Raw genomic sequence first — 18538 nt, 5'->3', positions numbered from 1 at the left:
TCTAAGGTACGCATTATATGATGTGCTTTTATATGATTTAAAACATTCTGATGAATCAGAAAATCTGCCGTAACTTTAATCTTTTTTTACATTAAATATTGACTTTGTTTTAATTATAAATTGAAAGATTTTTAGATGTATTTAACTTTTATAAGTCGAAAAAAATCACGATATTTGTAGGTCTTTGCATTTAGCAGGATTTTTAATATTTTATATGAGTCAAAAACAATATACAGCTAGTAGTATTCAGGCATTGGAAGGAATGGAGCACGTACGTATGCGTCCTTCAATGTACATTGGTGATGTGGGAGTAAGAGGTCTCCATCATTTGGTTTATGAAGTAGTAGATAACTCTATTGATGAAGCTTTGGCAGGTTACTGCGACACAATTTTCGTCAGCATCAAAGAAGGAAACGGAATCGAGGTTAGCGATAACGGTAGAGGTATTCCGGTTGACTTCCACGAAAAAGAACAAAAATCTGCTCTTGAAGTTGTAATGACAAAAATCGGAGCCGGAGGTAAATTCGATAAAGATTCTTACAAGGTTTCCGGTGGTCTTCACGGAGTTGGGGTATCGTGTGTGAATGCGCTTTCCAACCAGATGGTGACAACGGTTTACAGAGACGGAAATGTATATCAGCAAATTTATTCTAAAGGAAAAGCTCAGACTGAAGTTGAAGAAATCGGTCACAGCGAAAACAGAGGTACAAAGCAGTTTTTCCAGCCTGACGATACAATTTTTACAGAATTAGTTTATAATTACGATACATTAGCAACACGTCTAAGAGAACTTTCTTATCTTAACAAAGGAATCACCATTACGCTTACCGACGAAAGAGAAAAGTTGGAAGATGATACTTTCAGAACAGAAGTTTTTCACTCTGAAGGTGGTTTGAAAGAATTCGTAGCGTTTATCGACGGAAACCGTGAATCGATTATGGAGCACGTGATTTTCATGGAAGGTGAAAGAGACGATATTCCTGTTGAGGTGGCAATGCGTTACAATACATCATTTAATGAAAATCTTCACTCTTACGTAAATAATATCAATACTCACGAAGGAGGTACTCACTTGGCTGGTTTCAGACGTGCTTTGACGAGAACTTTGAAGAAATATGCCGATGAATTAGGACTTCCTGCAAAAGAAAAAGTTGAAATTACGGGTGATGACTTCCGTGAAGGTTTGACAGCTGTAATTTCTGTAAAAGTAATGGAGCCTCAGTTTGAAGGGCAGACCAAAACAAAACTAGGTAACTCGGAAGTTTCAGGAGCGGTTGATAAAATCGTGGGCGAGATGCTGACGAATTTCCTTGAAGAAAATCCCAACGAAGCGAAATTGATCGTACAGAAAGTTGTTTTAGCTGCAAAAGCGAGACAGGCTGCGAAAAAAGCCCGTGAAATGGTTCAGAGAAAATCTCCGATGGGAGGTTCTGGGCTTCCGGGAAAATTATCTGACTGTTCATCAAAAAGCCCTGAAGAATCTGAACTGTTCTTAGTGGAGGGGGATTCCGCAGGTGGAACGGCTAAACAAGGTCGTGACCGTCATTTCCAGGCAATTTTACCATTAAGAGGTAAGATCTTGAATGTTGAGAAATCAATGTTGCATAAGGTTTATGAAAATGAAGAAATCAAAAATATTTATACAGCTCTTGGAGTTTCTGTAGGAACAGAAGAAGACAGCAAAGCTTTAAATATGACAAAACTGAGATACCATAAAATCGTTATCATGACCGATGCCGATATCGATGGTTCTCATATTTCGACATTGATTTTGACTTTCTTCTTCAGATATATGAAAGAACTGATTGAGAACGGATATATTTATATCGCTCAACCTCCTTTATATTTATTGAAAAAAGGGAATAAAAAGCAATATGCTTACAACGAGAAAGAGCGTGAAGAATTTACTTTAGAAATGTCTCCGGACGGGAAAGGAGTAGAGGTTCAACGTTACAAAGGTCTTGGAGAGATGAATCCTGAACAGCTTTGGGAAACAACGTTGAATCCTGAAGGCAGAATTTTAAAACAAGTAACGATTGATAATGCTGTTGAAGCAGATGGTGTTTTCTCAATGTTGATGGGAGATGAGGTTCCGCCAAGAAGAGAATTTATCGAAAAGAATGCTAAATATGCGAAGATTGATGCTTAATTAGTATCTTCAAAATATTATATAAAGACTTCATTCATGTAATGAAGTCTTTTTTTATACCTAATAAATCTCATGATCATGAAAATAAATTAACATTTTATTAAGATTTTTTATATTTTTGAAAAAAATTAATAACGATGATGAAATTATGGTGCGTAGGAGCTCTTTCATTAGCCTCTATTTATTATGCACAAAATTATCCCGTATCTGAAATCAGCGACGTTTTAAAGAAAAATGCAAGTGCAGTTGTAAGAAATGAAAATACAGTTTTAGAAATTAATAAAATTGACGAAATTGTTTATCATAATTTTTCTGCAATCACTGTAATTAATAAAGATGCAGTTGGTTTTGCTATTCCGAGAATTTACTACGAAAAAGGAAATGCTGCATCCAATATTAAAGTAACAGTTTATGACGAAAAAGGTGTAAAAATAAAAAGTTATTCTAAAAGTGACTTTTCTGATGTAGCGGCCAATTCTCAAGGTACATTTTATTCGAATAACAGAGTGATGTATCTTTCTTACACTCCGACAACCTATCCTTATACAATAGAATTCAGCTATGATCAGAAAGATCCAAACACCGTTTTTATTCCTGATTTTACGCCTTATCAAGACTTTAACATTTCATTGCAGAAAAGCAGTTTTAAAATCATTAATAAATCAGGAATTAACTTACGCTCAAAAACTTATGAATCACCATATGGTTTTGCTTCTGTAAAAGTTGCAGACGAAGATGGTGGAAAAGTGTATACTTACGAGAATGTTCCTGCGATTGATCATGAAGATATGGCTCCCAATCCGCAAAAAATACTACCCAAAGTAAGCTTCTCTCTGGATCAGTTTAGCTTAGTCGGAAAAAAAGGTAATATTACAACGTGGAAAGACTTTGGTTTATGGTATTACAATAATCTTTTGACACCAGTTTCGGTTTCTACACCTCAGATAAAATCTGAAATTGCTGCACTGAATCTTTCCGGTTCTACCGAAGAAAAAGTAAAGAAAATTTATCAGTACATGCAAAGCAAGACAAGATACGTTTTTGTAACCTTAGGAATCGGAGGATGGCAACCGATGTTACCCGATGAAGTTCAGAAGAAAGGGTATGGAGACTGTAAAGGTCTTACCAATTATATGAAAACTCTTCTGGATGAAGCAGGAATACCGTCGTATTATGCAATCATAAATTCCAATTCTTCACCGATAAGCTTCGATGCCGATTTCCCTAAAATGGGAGGAAATCATGCTATTCTTGTAATTCCTACAGAAAAAGGAAATATTTGGCTCGAAAATACATCTCAGGAAATGGCATACAATCATTTAGGATACAGTACGACAGACAGAAATGTTCTTGCTGTAAAGCCTACAGGAATTGAGATTATGCAGACTCCGGTTTATTCTTCTGAACAGAATAAAGAAAAACAAATATTAAATATTCAGTTAAATGCAGACAAAACGATAAACGGTAAAGGTAAATTTACATATACAGGTAATCAGTATGATTTTAATTTGTCCTATTCCGGATTGGATCAAACTGAAAAAAATAATGCTGTTAAGAACAGTTTTTCTACTTTAAGTTTCGAAAAAGTTGAAATGTCCGGTTTCAAAAACAACAGAGACATTGCTGCAGTTGATTTTGATTTAGACTTTAAGGCGATCAATTATTCCAAAATGGTAGGCTCAAGTTTTATTTTCAGAGCAGTACCTATTTATTCAGATGCGACCTATCATCAGGATGAAAACAGAAAGCTTCCGTTCGAAAGCCGTTTTTCATTCGAAGACGAGTATGAAATTGTTTATAAGCTTCCTGCAGGCTATTTTATTGAAGAAATGCCCGAAAACGGCAATATCAATTCAGATTTCGGGACTTACAAAATTTCATTTGAGAAAAAAGATGATCAGCTGATTGTCAAAAGATTTTTACAGATGAAAAAAGGACTTCACCCGAAAGAAAAGTACAACGATTACATTGGCTTCAGAAAAAAAATCATGAATGCCGATAATTCTAAAATTTTAATTTCTAAAAAATCATAAATGAAGAAAATATTCTTTGCATTATGTTTTAGTGTATCAACCGTAATTGTTTATGCCCAAAAACATGAATTTCTGAAAATGCCGAAGTTTGACATTGAAGATCTGAAAAAAACAAAATCTGAAATCGAAGAAAAGGCTCCCGCAGAAATTTTATATCGCTCATTACATTATCATATTGATAGTTCAACGGGTAATCTTTTAAAAAAGGTTAAGTACAGAATTAAAATTTATGATAAAGATAAAGCAGAAGATTGGATGAATTTGGAAATCTCGCTTTATGACAATAATCAAGGCAATAAAGAAACTCTCAATTCAATAAAAGCTTATGTTTATAATCTTGAGGATGGTAAAATAGCTGAAACAAAAGTAGATAAAAGCTCGAAATTTAGATCTAAGGAAAGCAAATATTATACTACCAATAAGTTTGCCTTTCCTAATATCAAAAATGGTTCTGTCATTGAGTTTCAATACGAAGTCACCTCACCTTTTATTTATGAAATTCCTCTCGCCTATATTGAAATGGATACACCTTCTGAATATACAGAATATATTTTTGAGTCTCCGACAAATATGTCGTATAACATCGATTTTAGGGGTTCTCTGACTCCCAAATATAAAAAGGTAGCGGAGGAAAACAGTTATGGAGCTCAATATAAAACATACAGATTTGCTTATGAAAATGTGAAAAGCTTTAAAAAGGAAAAGTTTGTAAAAAACAATGATAATTACAGAACTCAGATAAGGGCAGAACTACATTCTACTTTTTTCAATAACGGCTTAAAAAACTACACATCAACCTGGGAAGATATCAGAAAAAAACTCTGGGATCACGAGGATTTTGGAAATCAGTATAAAAAAGATAGATTGGTAAAAGAGATTTTACCAAAAAATATTTCTGATGAAAAAGATCAGCATAAGAAAGCGAATCTTTTATTCGATTTTGTTAAGAACAGCTATACATGGAACGAGCGTTATGGTTTTAGTACAGATAACGGAATCAAAGATTTAATTAAAAATAAAACAGGCAATACAGCAGATCTTAATCTGTTTCTATTAAATGCATTAAGAAGCGAAGGTATTAAAGCGTATCCTATTTTGATTTCTACTATCGGAAATGGTTTTGTAAATCTTACTTTCCCTAATTTGGGTAACTTTAATTACGTCATTGCCTGTGCAGAAATTGATAAGAAAATATACCTTTATGATGCAACATCCAAACAGGCAAAAGAAGATCTTCTTCCTGCAAGAGTATGGAATAGCAACGGTTTGCTTCTACGAGATGACAAAGCAGAACTTATTTCTCTTACGAATATTAAGGAAAGTTACAACAGTCATACCGTTAAAGCAAAAATAAATCCTGATGGTTCAGTTTCGGGCGTTTACCAGGATCAGGATGAAGGGATGGGAGCTCTTAATGCTAAAGAGCGCTTTGATGAGAATCAGGATAAGTATAAAAAAGAGTATAAAGATGTCTTTTCTGTTGATTTTGATAATATCAATTCAAGAGTTTTAGATGGGGGAGAGTTTCGATCTACGATGAGCTTTGCTTCAAATAATATGATTGATAATTTAGGAAAGAGAAAAATCATCAATCCGCTTTTATTTTTGCACCAGACCAAAAATGATTTTGATCAGGAGGAAGAAAGAAAATATATGATTGATTTTATTTCGCCGATCAGCAAGACAAAGGTTGTCGAAATAGAAATTCCTGAAGGATACGATGTTGCTGATTTACCCAAAAGTAAAAAAATTGTAACTGAAGATAAAGAAATCAGTTATTCCTACACGGTGGAAAGAAAAGACAACAGAATAATAACTGTTTCTGAATATAAAATAGCCAGCGCAGATTATCCCAAAGAATATTATCCTGCTTTCAAACAAATCTGGAAAGTAATGTCGGATTCTGAAAGTCAGGTGATGAGCTTAATAAAAAAATAAGTAATTATTTTATCAATATTTAAAAACCATTCATTTTGTGAATGGTTTTTGCATTCTTGTCGGAAAATAAATAATTATGAAAAATACATTTGTGTATATTTTGTTTTCTGCAGCTTTTCTTTTGTCTGCCTGTAAAAAGACAGAAACTAAGACAACGGAGACCAAAACTGAAATTACCGCACCTGAAAAATTTGTAATAGATTCTGTTAAACTTAATGATTCTGTAAAGTTTAATGAGATGCTTTCGGTAGATTATTCGGCGAAGATGCTGGTTTTCCCAACGATAAAAGATAAAGCTCTTTTAGGCAGTATTTATTACGATAAAAAAGGAATTACAGATTATTCAAAACTGGGATTGCAAAAATTTTTAGAAAAAGATAAAGCTGATTTTTTCTCATCCGTAAAAGAGGAAAGCAAAGAATGGATTTCAGATATCGACAGACCGCAAACCTGGGAATCGGGATCATTCATGAAGCTGATTTCACAAAGTGATGACTTCCTGCAGATCGAATATCTTTACACGTCTTACGAAGGCGGCGCACACGGAAATTACTCTTTTAATACAAGGGTTTTCGATCTGAAAAACAATAAAAAATTAGATTTAAAAGACATTACAACAATGCCGAAAGGAAGGTTGGAAGAACTTTTAATGAAAAACATCAACAAAATCCCGAGCGGAACAACAGATTCTGACGGTGCCGTAAATAATTCTGAAATGCTTTTGGTGGATGTCATTCCGGCAAACAAAGATTTTTATTTTGACGAAAAAAATCTTTACTTCCATTACAGTCCGTACGAAATTGCAGCTTTTGCGGCGGGAGATATTGTTATTCCTGTATCGTGGAAAGAGCTCGAAGGAACCATAAATCCCGAATTTAAAAAGAGACTTAAAATTAACTAATATTAATGCTTCCAAATCAGGAAGCATTTTTTATTTTTGTAACAATGGAAAAAGTTGCTTTCATCATCAATCCTTTTTCGGCAAAAAAGAATTATCAGCCATTTCTGAATGATCTTAAAAATAAGGTGCAAAACCCATTGTACTATATCTCTGAATCGATTGCCGGAACAGATGAATTTATTCAACAGCATCTTATTGATGTTGATATTTTTGTAGCAATCGGTGGTGATGGAACAATTTCAACCGTGGCAAAAAATCTGATAAATACCCATAAGGTTTTAGCTATTTTTCCGGCAGGATCAGGAAATGGTTTTTCTAATGAAACACAGTTTAGTAAAAACTTAGATGAATTATTAAATAAATTAAAATCTAAAAAATCCCGTAAGATTGATACGTTTACAGTTAACGGAAAACTTTCAATCAATGTTTCGGGAACAGGTTTCGACGGAAAAGTGGTGAAAGAATTCGAAAAAACCACTCGCGGATTTAAAAATTACATCAAGGTCTCATTAAAAACCTTCTTTAATTATAAACCAATCAAGCTGAAGTTTCTTGATGAAAACTACAAGCAGTATAATGGTAAATATTTAATGGTAAATATAGCAAACACCCGTCAGTTCGGAAATAATGCATATATCGCACCGATGGCAAGTAAAAGTGATGGTCTTGTAGATGTGGTTTTGGTGAAGAAATTTCCACTGACGTATTCGCCACTTTTTGCATTCAGAATGTTTACAAAAAAGCTTAAAGAAGACGATTATATCACATATCTCCCTGTTTCCGAAATCGAATTTAAAGTCAATACCAAAAACTGGCATCTTGACGGGGAATTCAATAAAATAAAATCTCCGATTCATGTAAAAGTTCAGCCTTCAAGCCTGAATATTCTTATTTAAACTCATTATTAAAAGAAAAAGCCTCCCGTAAGGAAGGCTAAAAAAACACAAATGATGAAAAAAAATTATCATTACGATAATAAATCTATTACAAAAATAAGTGAATAATATCCTTATTTTTTATGGCTATAATCATAGACTAAAATTTTATCTAAGATTTTCACTTTATAATTTCACATCTTAAAATTCGGAAAAGGTAAAACTTATTTTCAATTTAAATTTCCAGCTTTTTCTCTATTTCATTAGGATTTGCCAGACAATATTTCAGCTGTTGTTTATCCAATTGTTTTTCCCAGTTGGCTACAACTACTGTTGCTACGGAATTTCCGATAACGTTGGTTAAAGCACGGCATTCGCTCATAAATTTATCGATCCCTAAAATTAAGGTCATTCCCGCAATCGGGATTTCAGGAACTACCGCCAAAGTTGCCGCCAAAGTCACAAAACCTGCTCCTGTGACTCCTGCTGCCCCTTTCGAACTCAGCATGGCAACCAAAAGAAGCATAATTTGTTTTTCTATGGAAAGATCAATATTTAAGGCCTGCGCAATAAATAATGAGGCCAAAGTCATATAAATATTCGTTCCGTCAAGATTAAAAGAATAGCCTGTAGGAACTACTAAACCTACAATTGCTCTGGAACAGCCGGCTTTTTCAAGCTTTTCCATAATCCCCGGAAGTGCAGATTCTGACGAACTTGTTCCTAAAACCAGCAACAATTCTTCTTTAAGATAGTACATCAGTTTAAAAATATTGAAACCGTTATACCACGCAACTGCACCTAAAACCAAAACAACAAAAAGAATAGAGGTGATGTAAAATGTTCCGACTAGAATAATCAGATTTAGAACGGAAGCCAGACCATATTTACCGATCGTAAAAGCCATTGCTCCAAACGCACCAATTGGAGCAAGTTTCATCAGCATATGAACAATTTTAAAGACCGGAGCCGATAATACCTGTAAAAATTCTGTAACCTTTCCGCTTTTTTCCTTTGTTAAAACCAAAGCTACTCCCATGAGAATAGCAACCAGGAGTACCTGAAGAATATTTTCCCCGATTAACGGACTGAATAAGGTTTCAGGAATGATGTTCATGATAAAACCTGTAAGCGTTGTGTCATGAGCTTTTTGCTGATATTGTGAAACATCGCCCGATAAGCTTGCAGGGTCTATGTTTAATCCCGATCCGGGTTTGATTATGTTTCCTACAATTAAACCGATAATTAGTGCTAATGTTGAGAATGTAAAAAAATAAAGCATTGCCTTAATTGCAATTCTGCCCACTTTTTTCAGATCCGTCATATGCGCGATTCCTAAAGTAAGGGTAATGAAAATGACCGGAGCAATGATCATTTTAACAAGTTTAATAAAACCATCGCCTAAAGGTTTCATTTTTTCACCCAGTTCAGGATAAAAGTTTCCGAGAAGAATTCCCAAAGTGATTGCGATAATGACCTGAAAATATAGTTGTTGGTAGAATTTTTTCTTTTTCAAAAGAATATAAGATTTAAAGAGCGAAAATTAATAAAATTTGTTCTAAAAACATGATAAAAGTCAGGTGATTTTCGGCGGTGCTGAAAGTATTGTCTTAACTGAAATCAAATGAAAGCCTTTGCAAGCAGTTTACTGTATTAACAGCTCTTTTAAGGGGTTTTTGTTTTTTTAGCATATAGTTATTTGCCTGTGAAAATTTAAGATTCTTTCATTGTATTCTGTAAATGTTGGAACATTGTCGATACAAAATCCAAAACATTTATTTTATTATTGCCTCGTATATTATGAAAAATATTTTATTTAACCAAGTTTTAACATCTGACAATTTGTCAGTGTGGTGGAAATTTCGTATCTTTGCACTCCTTAAAAACACAAGTTACCATAACTTTTTAAAATCATATAATTTATGCTAAAGACAAAATTTTTTGTCAGACATACGTCTGGCGAAGGCGTAACGCCTATTTATGTAAGAGTAACAAACGGAAGAGCGTTTGACTTTAAAACGCCAACAAAAGAAACCTGCATTGCTTCACATTGGTGTAATGAAAGCGGAATGATGAAAGAGAGATTCTTCGTTGAGCAAAAAGGTAAGTTGGTAGAGAAAAGAGACGGAGCTACAAGAATTTTATTTTTTGAAAGTAGAGAAGTAAATGCAAGGCTTCAAGAATTGGAAAAGAAGATTGAGAAATCTTTTAAGGAATCAGAAGGAATTGAGTTTGATTTGGAATGGTTAAAAAATATTATTAATCCGCCTGTTGTCAAAGAAAATACTATTCCTGATGATTTTGTTGCTTATTGTGATGTTTTTACGGAACAAAAGAAACATCATGTAGGTGAAGAATATTTAGGTAAAATCAAGCGTACAAGAGATATGGTAGCAGAATTTTTAAAGTACAGCAAAAAGAAAAAGTTGAAATTCACTGAATTAAACCAACAATTTGCTTCCGACTTTGGAAATTACATGATTGAAGTTAAAAAGTATTCTAAAAATTATGTTTCAACTACTCTAAAATATATAAGGCTTGTTGCGAACCATGCAGAATTTAACGGTATTAAATTAAGTCCTCAAATCAAAATGGTTAAATCAAAATTGGAGAAAACAGTCTTTCAAATCTTAACACCGGAGGAGCTAACGAGTATTGAAAATCACAATTTTGAAGATTCGGAATTAGATAATATTCGCGATTGGTTAATTATTTCTGTATATTCTGCGCAACGTATATCAGATTTCATGAGGTTTACTACTGATATGATTAGTAGAGAAACAAATGACAAAGGGAAAGAAATGTGTTTTTTGAATTTCACTCAAGATAAAACAGGTCATGTACTACATTTACCTGTGCATCCGAAGATTTTGAAAATACTAAACAAGCGAGATTTTCAATTTCCACCGAAATATGATGAGGATAAGTACAATCTATTGGTAAAAACTGTATGTAAAGATGCAGGAATTACTGAAATGTGTTATGGAGGAATTGAAAAAGAGAAAAGGAAAGTATTTGCCCATTATCCCAAACATGAGCTTATTACAAGCCATATCGGGAGAAGGAGTTTTGCGAGTAATAATTATGGCAAAATACCAACCCCTTTATTGATGAAGGCGACAGGTCATAAAAGTGAGGGAATTTTTTTAAAATATATTGGTAAGGTTGACAACCAACAATCACACGCATTAGCCAGTTATTTTTATGATTAATAAACAATTAAATAATACAGTATGAATAAATCATTAAAAAACCCGCTTTTAAAGCACGATTTAATGTCAATTGATAAGTTTGTATGCGGATATGGAAATCTTGGATTTTTACACCCTGAAATGAGCTTGAAAATGACATTTTTTGACTGTAACGAAGAAACAGAAATTTCGGAGCAAGAGTATGACATGAACAATCATTTTCATGTGTACTTTGTCAATTATGATAAGGTGCTTCCAATTTTCGACTTTGGAATGTTTTACAATGCTATTGCGCCTGTTTTTTCAGAGTTGGCGCATGGCTTTAGAAAAGAATTGAGAAATTACTTACTAACTATTAACGACTTAACAACAAAGAGACAAACTGCCTATGAAATAAAACTACATTTTATTAGTATTGGTGAAATTTTATCGTCACTTGAAAACCTTAACCCACTCCAAAAAGAGGTGATTGATTACTTCGTGGCTCAATACAATGAAGAAATAAAGTATTTGGATAAATTATGCATACAATATTCTGAACCGTTTTCGGGCGATTCTACTGTGTCAAATGATGAAATACTAAAATCTGTTATCGAAAAGATTGTAGGCGATAAAACGGCTGATTTGACAGCTAAAATAAGCTCTTTGGAAAAAAGATTGTTACCTGAACTTTTTTCAATCAAAGAAGCTGCTGATTTCTTAGGGGTGGGTGAAACTACTTTTTGGAGAATGAGAAAAGCAAGGTTGATTCCAGAGTATATGCTTGGAGCGCAAGTATATTTTAAACCCAATGAGATTGTAAGCTGTCTCGTACGAACGAATTAACCTACCTCTAAAGTAGGATTTTCTTTCCTACTGACCTACACACCTAAAAATTTATCGAACGATTTCAAGCATTAGCAAGGGCTTATGTTAGCTACTGCTTTTGCTTGAAGTTTATTTATAACCTACCCTTATTCCTGTAATGGTTTGAGGATTAAAAAAATATGTAAAAATGGCTAAACGAGTCAAAATAAAAAGCAAGAAAGAATTTGCATTAAAGAAGAAAAATAAATTTGAAAAGGAGTACACTCATTTAACGAATAGGATTTTAATACCTTCATCAATAAAGAATTACATCGATGGAATCGTAGAAATCGAACCACCAAATTTCAAGTTGAAATTTAAAATCGAGTGGTTTTATTACATCGTAAATACAATTTTAAGAAAGCAAAATTCTTACAGTAATAAGGAATTAGAGAATGCTTCGATTACCCTAAATGCTAAAATTATGAGAAGTTGGGTTTCAAATTGTAATGAATACATGGATTGGCTAATTGAAAAAGATGTTATTGAGCTTACAGATAATCATTCGGCTGGTCACAGTTCAAGAAAATACCGTTTTTCTGAGTTTATAATGGGTTTACTTAAAAAGGATTTAGAAATAATTGTGACAGAACTTGAAAATTTAAATTCAGGCAACGTAATTCTTGAAAAATCAATTCAGGAATCATCTGTTTATGCTGAAAATGAGCATCTTTTGAAGTGGTTTAATGATAAATTGGTGATAGATTTTGAAGGTGCTAAAAACTATATTCAGGATGTGATATTTTACGAAAGTGAATATTTTGATTTAAAATTTAAAAAGGTTCATTGGAACTACCAAATATTGGCTTTACATCATAAAGTTTTTTACGCAACCCGAAATGAGGAAAGTGATTTTCGTTTACATACAGTTTTAACGAGCTTGAAGAAATTATTTAAACCTTTTGTTACCTATGGTGGTCGAGAAATTATAGGTTATGATTTAAAAAATTCACAACCGTTTTTCTTGGTATTTCTAATAGAATCTATAATGAATAATAATAGTAAAATTGATAATATATTAAGTAGAACCTATAATAAAAGTTATTATAATTCCTATATGTTGCAAAAAATCACTCAAACGATTTGTAGTAAGGAGTTTCAGGATGAATATGAGGTTTTCAGATTTTGGGTACTTGATGGCAGAATTTATGAAAATATGACGGAGATAATTGCACCTGACAAGCATTTGAGAAAATACTGTAACTACAAATATGATGAAAGACTAAATTATAAAATTAGAGAAATACATTATAGTCTACGAAATATGATGAAAGGAGTATTTTTTACGCTATTATTTTGTGGAGTAAAAACAAAAGACAAGCATTATCATACTTTCAAACGTGCTTTTCCGAATTTAGTTGGATTAATTGAGATTTTCAAAATGAAAAAGAACTCTGATTTTTCCAAGTTATTACAAAATATCGAATCGGAGTGCATTATTGATTTTGTAACAAAGAAAATTGCAGAACAATATCCCGAAATGCCATTATTTACGATACATGATTCTGTAAGTACAACGGTTGAGTATGGAGAAGTTTTGAAAACTCTAATGCCTTACTATATAAGCCAATTTACGGGTTTAACGCCTAAAATAGAAGAGGAAAAATGGAAGAAACATGATTATCAAGTTGACTATAAAAAGAGAGTTGAATTGCATCCAGAATGGTATGCTTATAACGGTTTTTAAGGTGTTTTGATTAAGCAGAATTTTAACTAAATAGATATTAAAAAGAAGAACAGGTTGGTAATGCCTGTTTTTTTTCTTGAATTTAGGAATCTAAAATTTTTTTTAATTTTTTCAGTAGGATACTGCTAAAAATTCATTTCTGAAAATTTGTATAATGTTTTTAAACTACAACATACAGAATATACAATCTATTAATTTCAAGTAATGTTCTCGTAATATCTTGTTCAAGAAAATATAATTTCATATTTCACTTTATTACGATTAAATTTGAATAATTTATTTTATAACAAATTATTAAACATTTAGTTATGAGTGAAAAAGATATGAAAAATCTCATTAGTTCGTTTAGACCACAACCATTTAAATTTATGGAATTAACGCTTGATGTAATTGAAGGAGACCCAAATCAGCCACGTAAAGCGTTTGGTTTTGGAGCAGGAGGTGATTATAACCGACTTATGAAATCAATTTCGCATTACGGGATTGAAGACCCTATCAAAGTAAGTGAAATTGAAGAAGGTCGCTTTTTAATTATGGATGGGCATAGACGATTTTCATGTGCGAAGGAGTTAGGACTTGAAACTGTGCCTTGTAGGGTATACCCTAAGATGAGCGAAGGTGAATTTGAAGCTCGAAGGTTCGAAATGCAAAATAATCGCAGAAGCTGGAAGCCAATGGAAAAAGCAAATGCCATTCATAAAATTACAGCAGAATATAAGGGTTCTACGAAAAAGGAATTAGCTAACTTGTTAGGAATCTCACCAATACATTTATCTCATTATATTGAATTAAGAGATATGAGAGTCGAATATTTAGAATTAATGTCGGACTATAATATGAAAGAATATCAACGTATTGCTTTTATGCAAATGCTTCCTAAACTTAGGAAAATTAAACAATATGAAATTGATAATATTATAAAAATTTTATTTAAAAAAATAAGTGATAATGTAATGTTCGTAGCTAACGATTTTAAAATCTTATCCAAAATTTTCACAAATGCTTCTCTTCATGAAGAGGAAATACTAAATTTTCTTACCGAACCTTTAATGACTGTTAATGAACTTTCTGAAAAGTCTCGGCTTTCAGGATTTTCCAGTCAGATTAAAATTTTAATAAAAGAATTAACCGCAAAGAAAAATTTTAATATTAATTTGACTGAAAAGGAACAAAATTTACTAGAAGACCTTCATAAACTTATGGGAACCTTTACAAACAATGCTGAATATTTCTCAACAGAAGTTTAAAAATGCAATTGCATACTATCGACACTCTGCTGAAGATAAGCAAGAAAACTCAATAGCAATTCAACGCAGTCATGTTGAGAGATTTGCTTATGAACACAACCTTGAAATAATACATGAAGAAGCAGACGAGGGAGTAAGTGGGCTACTTGCCAATAGACCTGGCTTTGAACGACTTTTTATCGAATGGATTGAAAATCCTGTAGCACCTCATTTTGAATATGTTCTGGTTTACGATGTTTCCCGATGGGGTCGCTTTCAAGATCAAGACCAAGCAGGTCATTATGTATATTTATGTAGAAAGCACAATAAAGAGGTTGTTTATGTTTCAAGGGGCTTTCCCGATATATCTAATCAACTATTTTCAAGTTTAGAAATTTCTATTCAAAGATATATGGCGGCAGAGTATAGCCGTCAATTGAGCGAAAAAGTATTTCACGGATGCATAAAAGTTTCACAACAAGGTTATTCTGCGGGAGGTAAAGCAGCCTATGGAATGACACGACAATTACTTGATGTCAACAAAAAACCTATTCGGATTCTAAATGCAAGGGAGCATAAGCAAATAGCTAATGAACGGGTTACTTTTACACCTAAAAATGATGAAACAACTGAAATCGTAAGGAAAATATTTGACTTATTTGTAAATGAACGATTTTCTATTATAGAAATTGCAGAATATTTTAATCAAAAAGGAATATTTTCAGCGAATGCAAAAAAATGGGACACATCGAAAATAATAAGGCTGCTTACTAATGAAATCTATATTGGTACTCGAATATACAATAAAACGTGGGGCAAGCTGAAGCAAAAATCTGTCAAAAATAAACGCTCAGAGTGGATTATAGTTCCGAATGCTTTTGAAGCCACGATTGATAAAGAGGTTTTTAAGAAAGCACAGGAAAAGATTTATTGGCTATTTCCAAGTAACTGGCGAAAAGGAATTCATGCAATCAAGAAAGCAAAAAAAAATATTTGCAATGATATTCTACAGTGGCTTACAAGTAAAGGTGCAAGCGAATTTGAAGCCAATGAAATAATTTTGGAACTGCCTATTATTTTTAGTATCAAACTTGAAAATATAACTAATGTATATTGGTGTTTTTTGATTTCAGAAAAAATACGAGCCTATGATAATGTTTTAGGAATAAGCGTTCTGTATGATTCAAAAAAAATAATTGAAGAGCTTTTCGTATTTTCAACTCAAAATTTTACTTCTACAAACTTTCTTATTTTAATGGAAAATACCCCGCTATACCATAAGAGTAAAATTGAAACTAAAAATTTAGAAGAAGTTATTTTAAATCTTCTAAAACAAATTAATGAATCAAGACGATGGTTTAGAAAGAAGTATAAATTCTTAGAAAATTTAATATAATTTTTTGTGTGAGTACAGCAATCGTATCAATATTATACTGAAAATTGTTAAATATAACGTTTGGTTTTACCTGTATTTTAAAACATGTACCTTCTTTTAGCAAAGATAATTGTAGTTAACAATAAACTATCGTGTTATCAACAGGCTTTGAAGCATTTAAAATTTTTCTCCCTAAAAATACTTTTTCACAGCATTAATTATTATTTTCAAGCCAAGCATGAAATAGTAAGCACAGCCTATATAAAAAACGAGATATGCCAACAGAGTCAAAAGAAGTGAAACGTCATCCCAAACGCTGTATTGTTTGTACTCAAATGGAATACACTCTTTTTGAAATTGCAATATCATTTTGTGTTATCAATCAGGTTTTTAATAATTATTTCTATGGTCTCATTTAACCATTTTATAACTATTCGAGTTTGTTCAGCAGAGCCATAATCTATATTTCTATTATCTAAATTTTTAGAGATAGCATCTTTGAAGTGGCTTATTATTTTGTATTTCGCATCTGCGCTAATTTCCCAAGTTTTAATATCATTAATTATATTTTCAATAGTAGCTTTTACAGTTTGAAAATTACTATCATAGTTTTGCTGTTTTTGTCTTAAAGCACGTTCTATCAAATCAAGATGATATGGTTGGGTATAATTGCCATATTGTCGTGGTTGTCTTTCATATTGCGTTTTGTTCAGATTGTAATATTCCCAATGTCTTGAGAGACTATTGTACTTTTTATAACCAATTATATTCCCTGAGGAATCGAAATAATCATAACGTTTGTAGAGTGAATTATATTTCTCGGTGACAGACTGAGAAAAATACATACTTCCAAATAATAGAAATGCTAAAAAAATAATATTTTTCATGGATAGAGCGATTTTTTTCACTCAGCTCCAAAGTGAAAATTTTTAATACATAAAGGCGTGGAACTTTAGCTTACTGTTACTGAGGGACTGGTATCCCGATACACAAATAAACCAAGTCCACGCCAAGCGTGAACATTAGGTCTATTTATCTCGTGTATCTTTAAATTACCAGTTTTCAGTAACAAGTATAAATAGCTAACGCTTTTTTTTCGTAAATGTCCTCCAAATGAACTATTTCATTTTGACAATTTTTTCTATATCAATAATTAAACCGTTTTAGTTGTTTCTAGTTTGCAAAAGTGATGAAAAAATCAATATCCTGAAACTGATTTTTTGTTTATATTAATTTTTTGGCAACAATACCTTAATTACACTAATCTATTATTATTATTATTATTATTTTAGCAGAATACTTATTAATCAAAAATTTCCCCGTTTCTAATTTGTTGCATAAACTTATTCATTAGGTTTTGTATTTGTTCAAAATTTGGAATTGATCCTATCTTTAAATCAATTATTATTACATCATTATCTGAAATCAAATTATCTTTAACTTGTTCATTGATGATTATTGGCAATTGATTTATTCCGTTTACAATAATTTTTGTCCAACCTTTTTGCAGTTGTTGCAATTCTTTTAAAGAATCGGGAGGTGTCAATGATCTGTTTTCCAATTCCCACTCAAAGAATTTGATACAGATATACTCCATCTTATTTATTGCAGATTTCATATCAAAAATGCTCAGTTCGGAATCAGTTCCCCCATAGGATTTTATCAAATCATCAAATGCCCTTCGAAACATTTGAATCAATTTTAAATAATCCTCATGACGATCAGCTTGGGAGCTTAAATAATCAATAACATTTAGGGTTTTTGATTTTACAAATACAAGGTCTTTTGCTAGCTCATTATATTTTTGATTTATATTAACTAGTCTGTCTTTAATCAACTCTGATGAAAGTGTGTATTGCCAAAACCTTTTCTGTTCGATCGCTATTCTTTTAATCTCTAATTTTTCATCTTTAAGATCAATAATATTTGAATAAGAATACTCTTTTAAGCTTTTTCGTACTTGATTAGTAAAAGGTCCCAGAGCTGCTAGCAAATTATTGTCTTCCCTAGTACTATCGTATTTTCCTGGATTAATACCTAGTAAATCACTAGGTAAGTGTAAATCATCACATAGATCTGGTATCACAAAAAATAATTTATCTGTACCTAACCGTCCTATAAATAATCCTAACTCAAAAATAACGTTATCACGTATTGTACTAAATAATTTCTCTCTAATTTTTGTAACATTGTAAATCGTCAGCAAAAAGTAGACATTATATAGTATAAAAGTTAAGGAGTGTTTTCAAAAAAAGAATTACATTTAATTATGGAAACACCTAAAAAGAAAAGTTCCGAAAAATTCGTAAAAGACATC

Annotated in this window: 13 protein-coding genes; 10 read left to right on the top strand and 3 right to left on the bottom strand. The window is 32.1% G+C overall.

Annotated features, from left to right (window positions below; translation table 11 throughout):
• Window positions 1–214 precede the first annotated feature (214 nt).
• From gyrB to BA768_RS12070, 5 genes are all read left to right on the top strand, one after another.
• On the top strand, window positions 215–2149 hold the full coding sequence (gene gyrB / locus BA768_RS12090; RefSeq protein WP_034675483.1) for a DNA topoisomerase (ATP-hydrolyzing) subunit B: 1935 nt from the start codon (window positions 215–217) through the stop codon (window positions 2147–2149).
• Window positions 2150–2286: 137 nt separating this feature from the next.
• Window positions 2287–4182: a DUF3857 domain-containing protein gene (locus BA768_RS12085; protein ID WP_065720951.1), complete on the top strand. Its 1896-nt coding sequence runs from the start codon at window positions 2287–2289 to the stop codon at window positions 4180–4182.
• Complete coding sequence (locus tag BA768_RS12080; RefSeq protein WP_065720950.1) at window positions 4183–6120, top strand: DUF3857 domain-containing protein; 1938 nt, start codon at window positions 4183–4185, stop codon at window positions 6118–6120.
• 76 nt (window positions 6121–6196) lie between these two features.
• Window positions 6197–7021, top strand: coding sequence for a DUF3298 and DUF4163 domain-containing protein (locus BA768_RS12075; protein ID WP_065720949.1), 825 nt, complete (start codon window positions 6197–6199; stop codon window positions 7019–7021).
• Window positions 7022–7026: 5 nt separating this feature from the next.
• A complete protein-coding gene (locus BA768_RS12070; RefSeq protein WP_410493515.1) occupies window positions 7027–7917 on the top strand; it encodes a diacylglycerol/lipid kinase family protein in 891 nt (296 codons plus the stop codon).
• A 214-nt stretch (window positions 7918–8131) separates the two neighbouring features.
• On the opposite strand, the gene BA768_RS12065 is transcribed toward BA768_RS12070, so the two are convergent.
• A complete protein-coding gene (locus tag BA768_RS12065; RefSeq protein WP_065720948.1) occupies window positions 8132–9412 on the bottom strand; it encodes a dicarboxylate/amino acid:cation symporter in 1281 nt (426 codons plus the stop codon).
• Between the two features lie 406 nt (window positions 9413–9818).
• Between BA768_RS12065 and BA768_RS12060 the strand changes: the two genes are divergently transcribed.
• From BA768_RS12060 to BA768_RS12040, 5 genes are all read left to right on the top strand, one after another.
• A complete protein-coding gene (locus BA768_RS12060; protein WP_065720947.1) occupies window positions 9819–11108 on the top strand; it encodes a phage integrase SAM-like domain-containing protein in 1290 nt (429 codons plus the stop codon).
• A 21-nt stretch (window positions 11109–11129) separates the two neighbouring features.
• Window positions 11130–11912, top strand: a complete 783-nt coding sequence (locus tag BA768_RS12055; protein ID WP_065720946.1) for a helix-turn-helix domain-containing protein — start codon at window positions 11130–11132, stop codon at window positions 11910–11912.
• A gap of 331 nt (window positions 11913–12243) precedes the next feature.
• Window positions 12244–13620 carry a hypothetical protein gene (locus BA768_RS12050; protein ID WP_123947109.1) on the top strand — a complete coding sequence of 459 codons (1377 nt, stop codon included), beginning with the start codon at window positions 12244–12246 and terminating at the stop codon, window positions 13618–13620.
• Window positions 13621–13928: 308 nt separating this feature from the next.
• A complete protein-coding gene (locus BA768_RS12045; RefSeq protein WP_065720944.1) occupies window positions 13929–14867 on the top strand; it encodes a ParB/RepB/Spo0J family partition protein in 939 nt (312 codons plus the stop codon).
• Entirely contained in the window at window positions 14839–16242 is a 1404-nt protein-coding gene (locus tag BA768_RS12040) for a recombinase family protein (RefSeq protein WP_065720943.1), read from the top strand. Before BA768_RS12045 ends, BA768_RS12040 begins: the two co-directional genes overlap by 29 nt.
• A gap of 344 nt (window positions 16243–16586) precedes the next feature.
• Here BA768_RS12040 and BA768_RS12035 read toward each other — a convergent pair whose 3' ends face one another.
• Window positions 16587–17108 carry a hypothetical protein gene (locus BA768_RS12035; protein ID WP_065720942.1) on the bottom strand — a complete coding sequence of 174 codons (522 nt, stop codon included), beginning with the start codon at window positions 17106–17108 and terminating at the stop codon, window positions 16587–16589.
• Between the two features lie 416 nt (window positions 17109–17524).
• Window positions 17525–18427, bottom strand: a complete 903-nt coding sequence (locus BA768_RS12030; protein WP_065720941.1) for a TIR domain-containing protein — start codon at window positions 18425–18427, stop codon at window positions 17525–17527.
• Between the last annotated feature and the right edge of the window lie 111 nt (window positions 18428–18538).

Source organism: Chryseobacterium sp. CBo1, assembly GCF_001693475.1.
In the GTDB taxonomy this organism is placed as follows: Bacteria; Bacteroidota; Bacteroidia; order Flavobacteriales; family Weeksellaceae; genus Chryseobacterium; species Chryseobacterium formosense.
The sequence above is the reverse complement of the archived record's forward strand: the minus strand, read 5'-3'. Positions and strand labels throughout refer to the sequence as shown.

Coding starts and splice junctions, on each gene's coding strand:
- gyrB (WP_034675483.1), top strand. CDS start 215: ATGAGTCAAAAACAATATACAGCTAGTAGTATTCAGGCATTGGAAGGA.
- BA768_RS12080 (WP_065720950.1), top strand. CDS start 4,183: ATGAAGAAAATATTCTTTGCATTATGTTTTAGTGTATCAACCGTAATT.
- BA768_RS12070 (WP_410493515.1), top strand. CDS start 7,027: ATGCTTCCAAATCAGGAAGCATTTTTTATTTTTGTAACAATGGAAAAA.
- BA768_RS12035 (WP_065720942.1), bottom strand. CDS start 17,108: ATGAAAAATATTATTTTTTTAGCATTTCTATTATTTGGAAGTATGTAT.
- BA768_RS12055 (WP_065720946.1), top strand. CDS start 11,130: ATGAATAAATCATTAAAAAACCCGCTTTTAAAGCACGATTTAATGTCA.
- BA768_RS12085 (WP_065720951.1), top strand. CDS start 2,287: ATGATGAAATTATGGTGCGTAGGAGCTCTTTCATTAGCCTCTATTTAT.
- BA768_RS12045 (WP_065720944.1), top strand. CDS start 13,929: ATGAGTGAAAAAGATATGAAAAATCTCATTAGTTCGTTTAGACCACAA.
- BA768_RS12060 (WP_065720947.1), top strand. CDS start 9,819: ATGCTAAAGACAAAATTTTTTGTCAGACATACGTCTGGCGAAGGCGTA.
- BA768_RS12075 (WP_065720949.1), top strand. CDS start 6,197: ATGAAAAATACATTTGTGTATATTTTGTTTTCTGCAGCTTTTCTTTTG.
- BA768_RS12040 (WP_065720943.1), top strand. CDS start 14,839: ATGCTGAATATTTCTCAACAGAAGTTTAAAAATGCAATTGCATACTAT.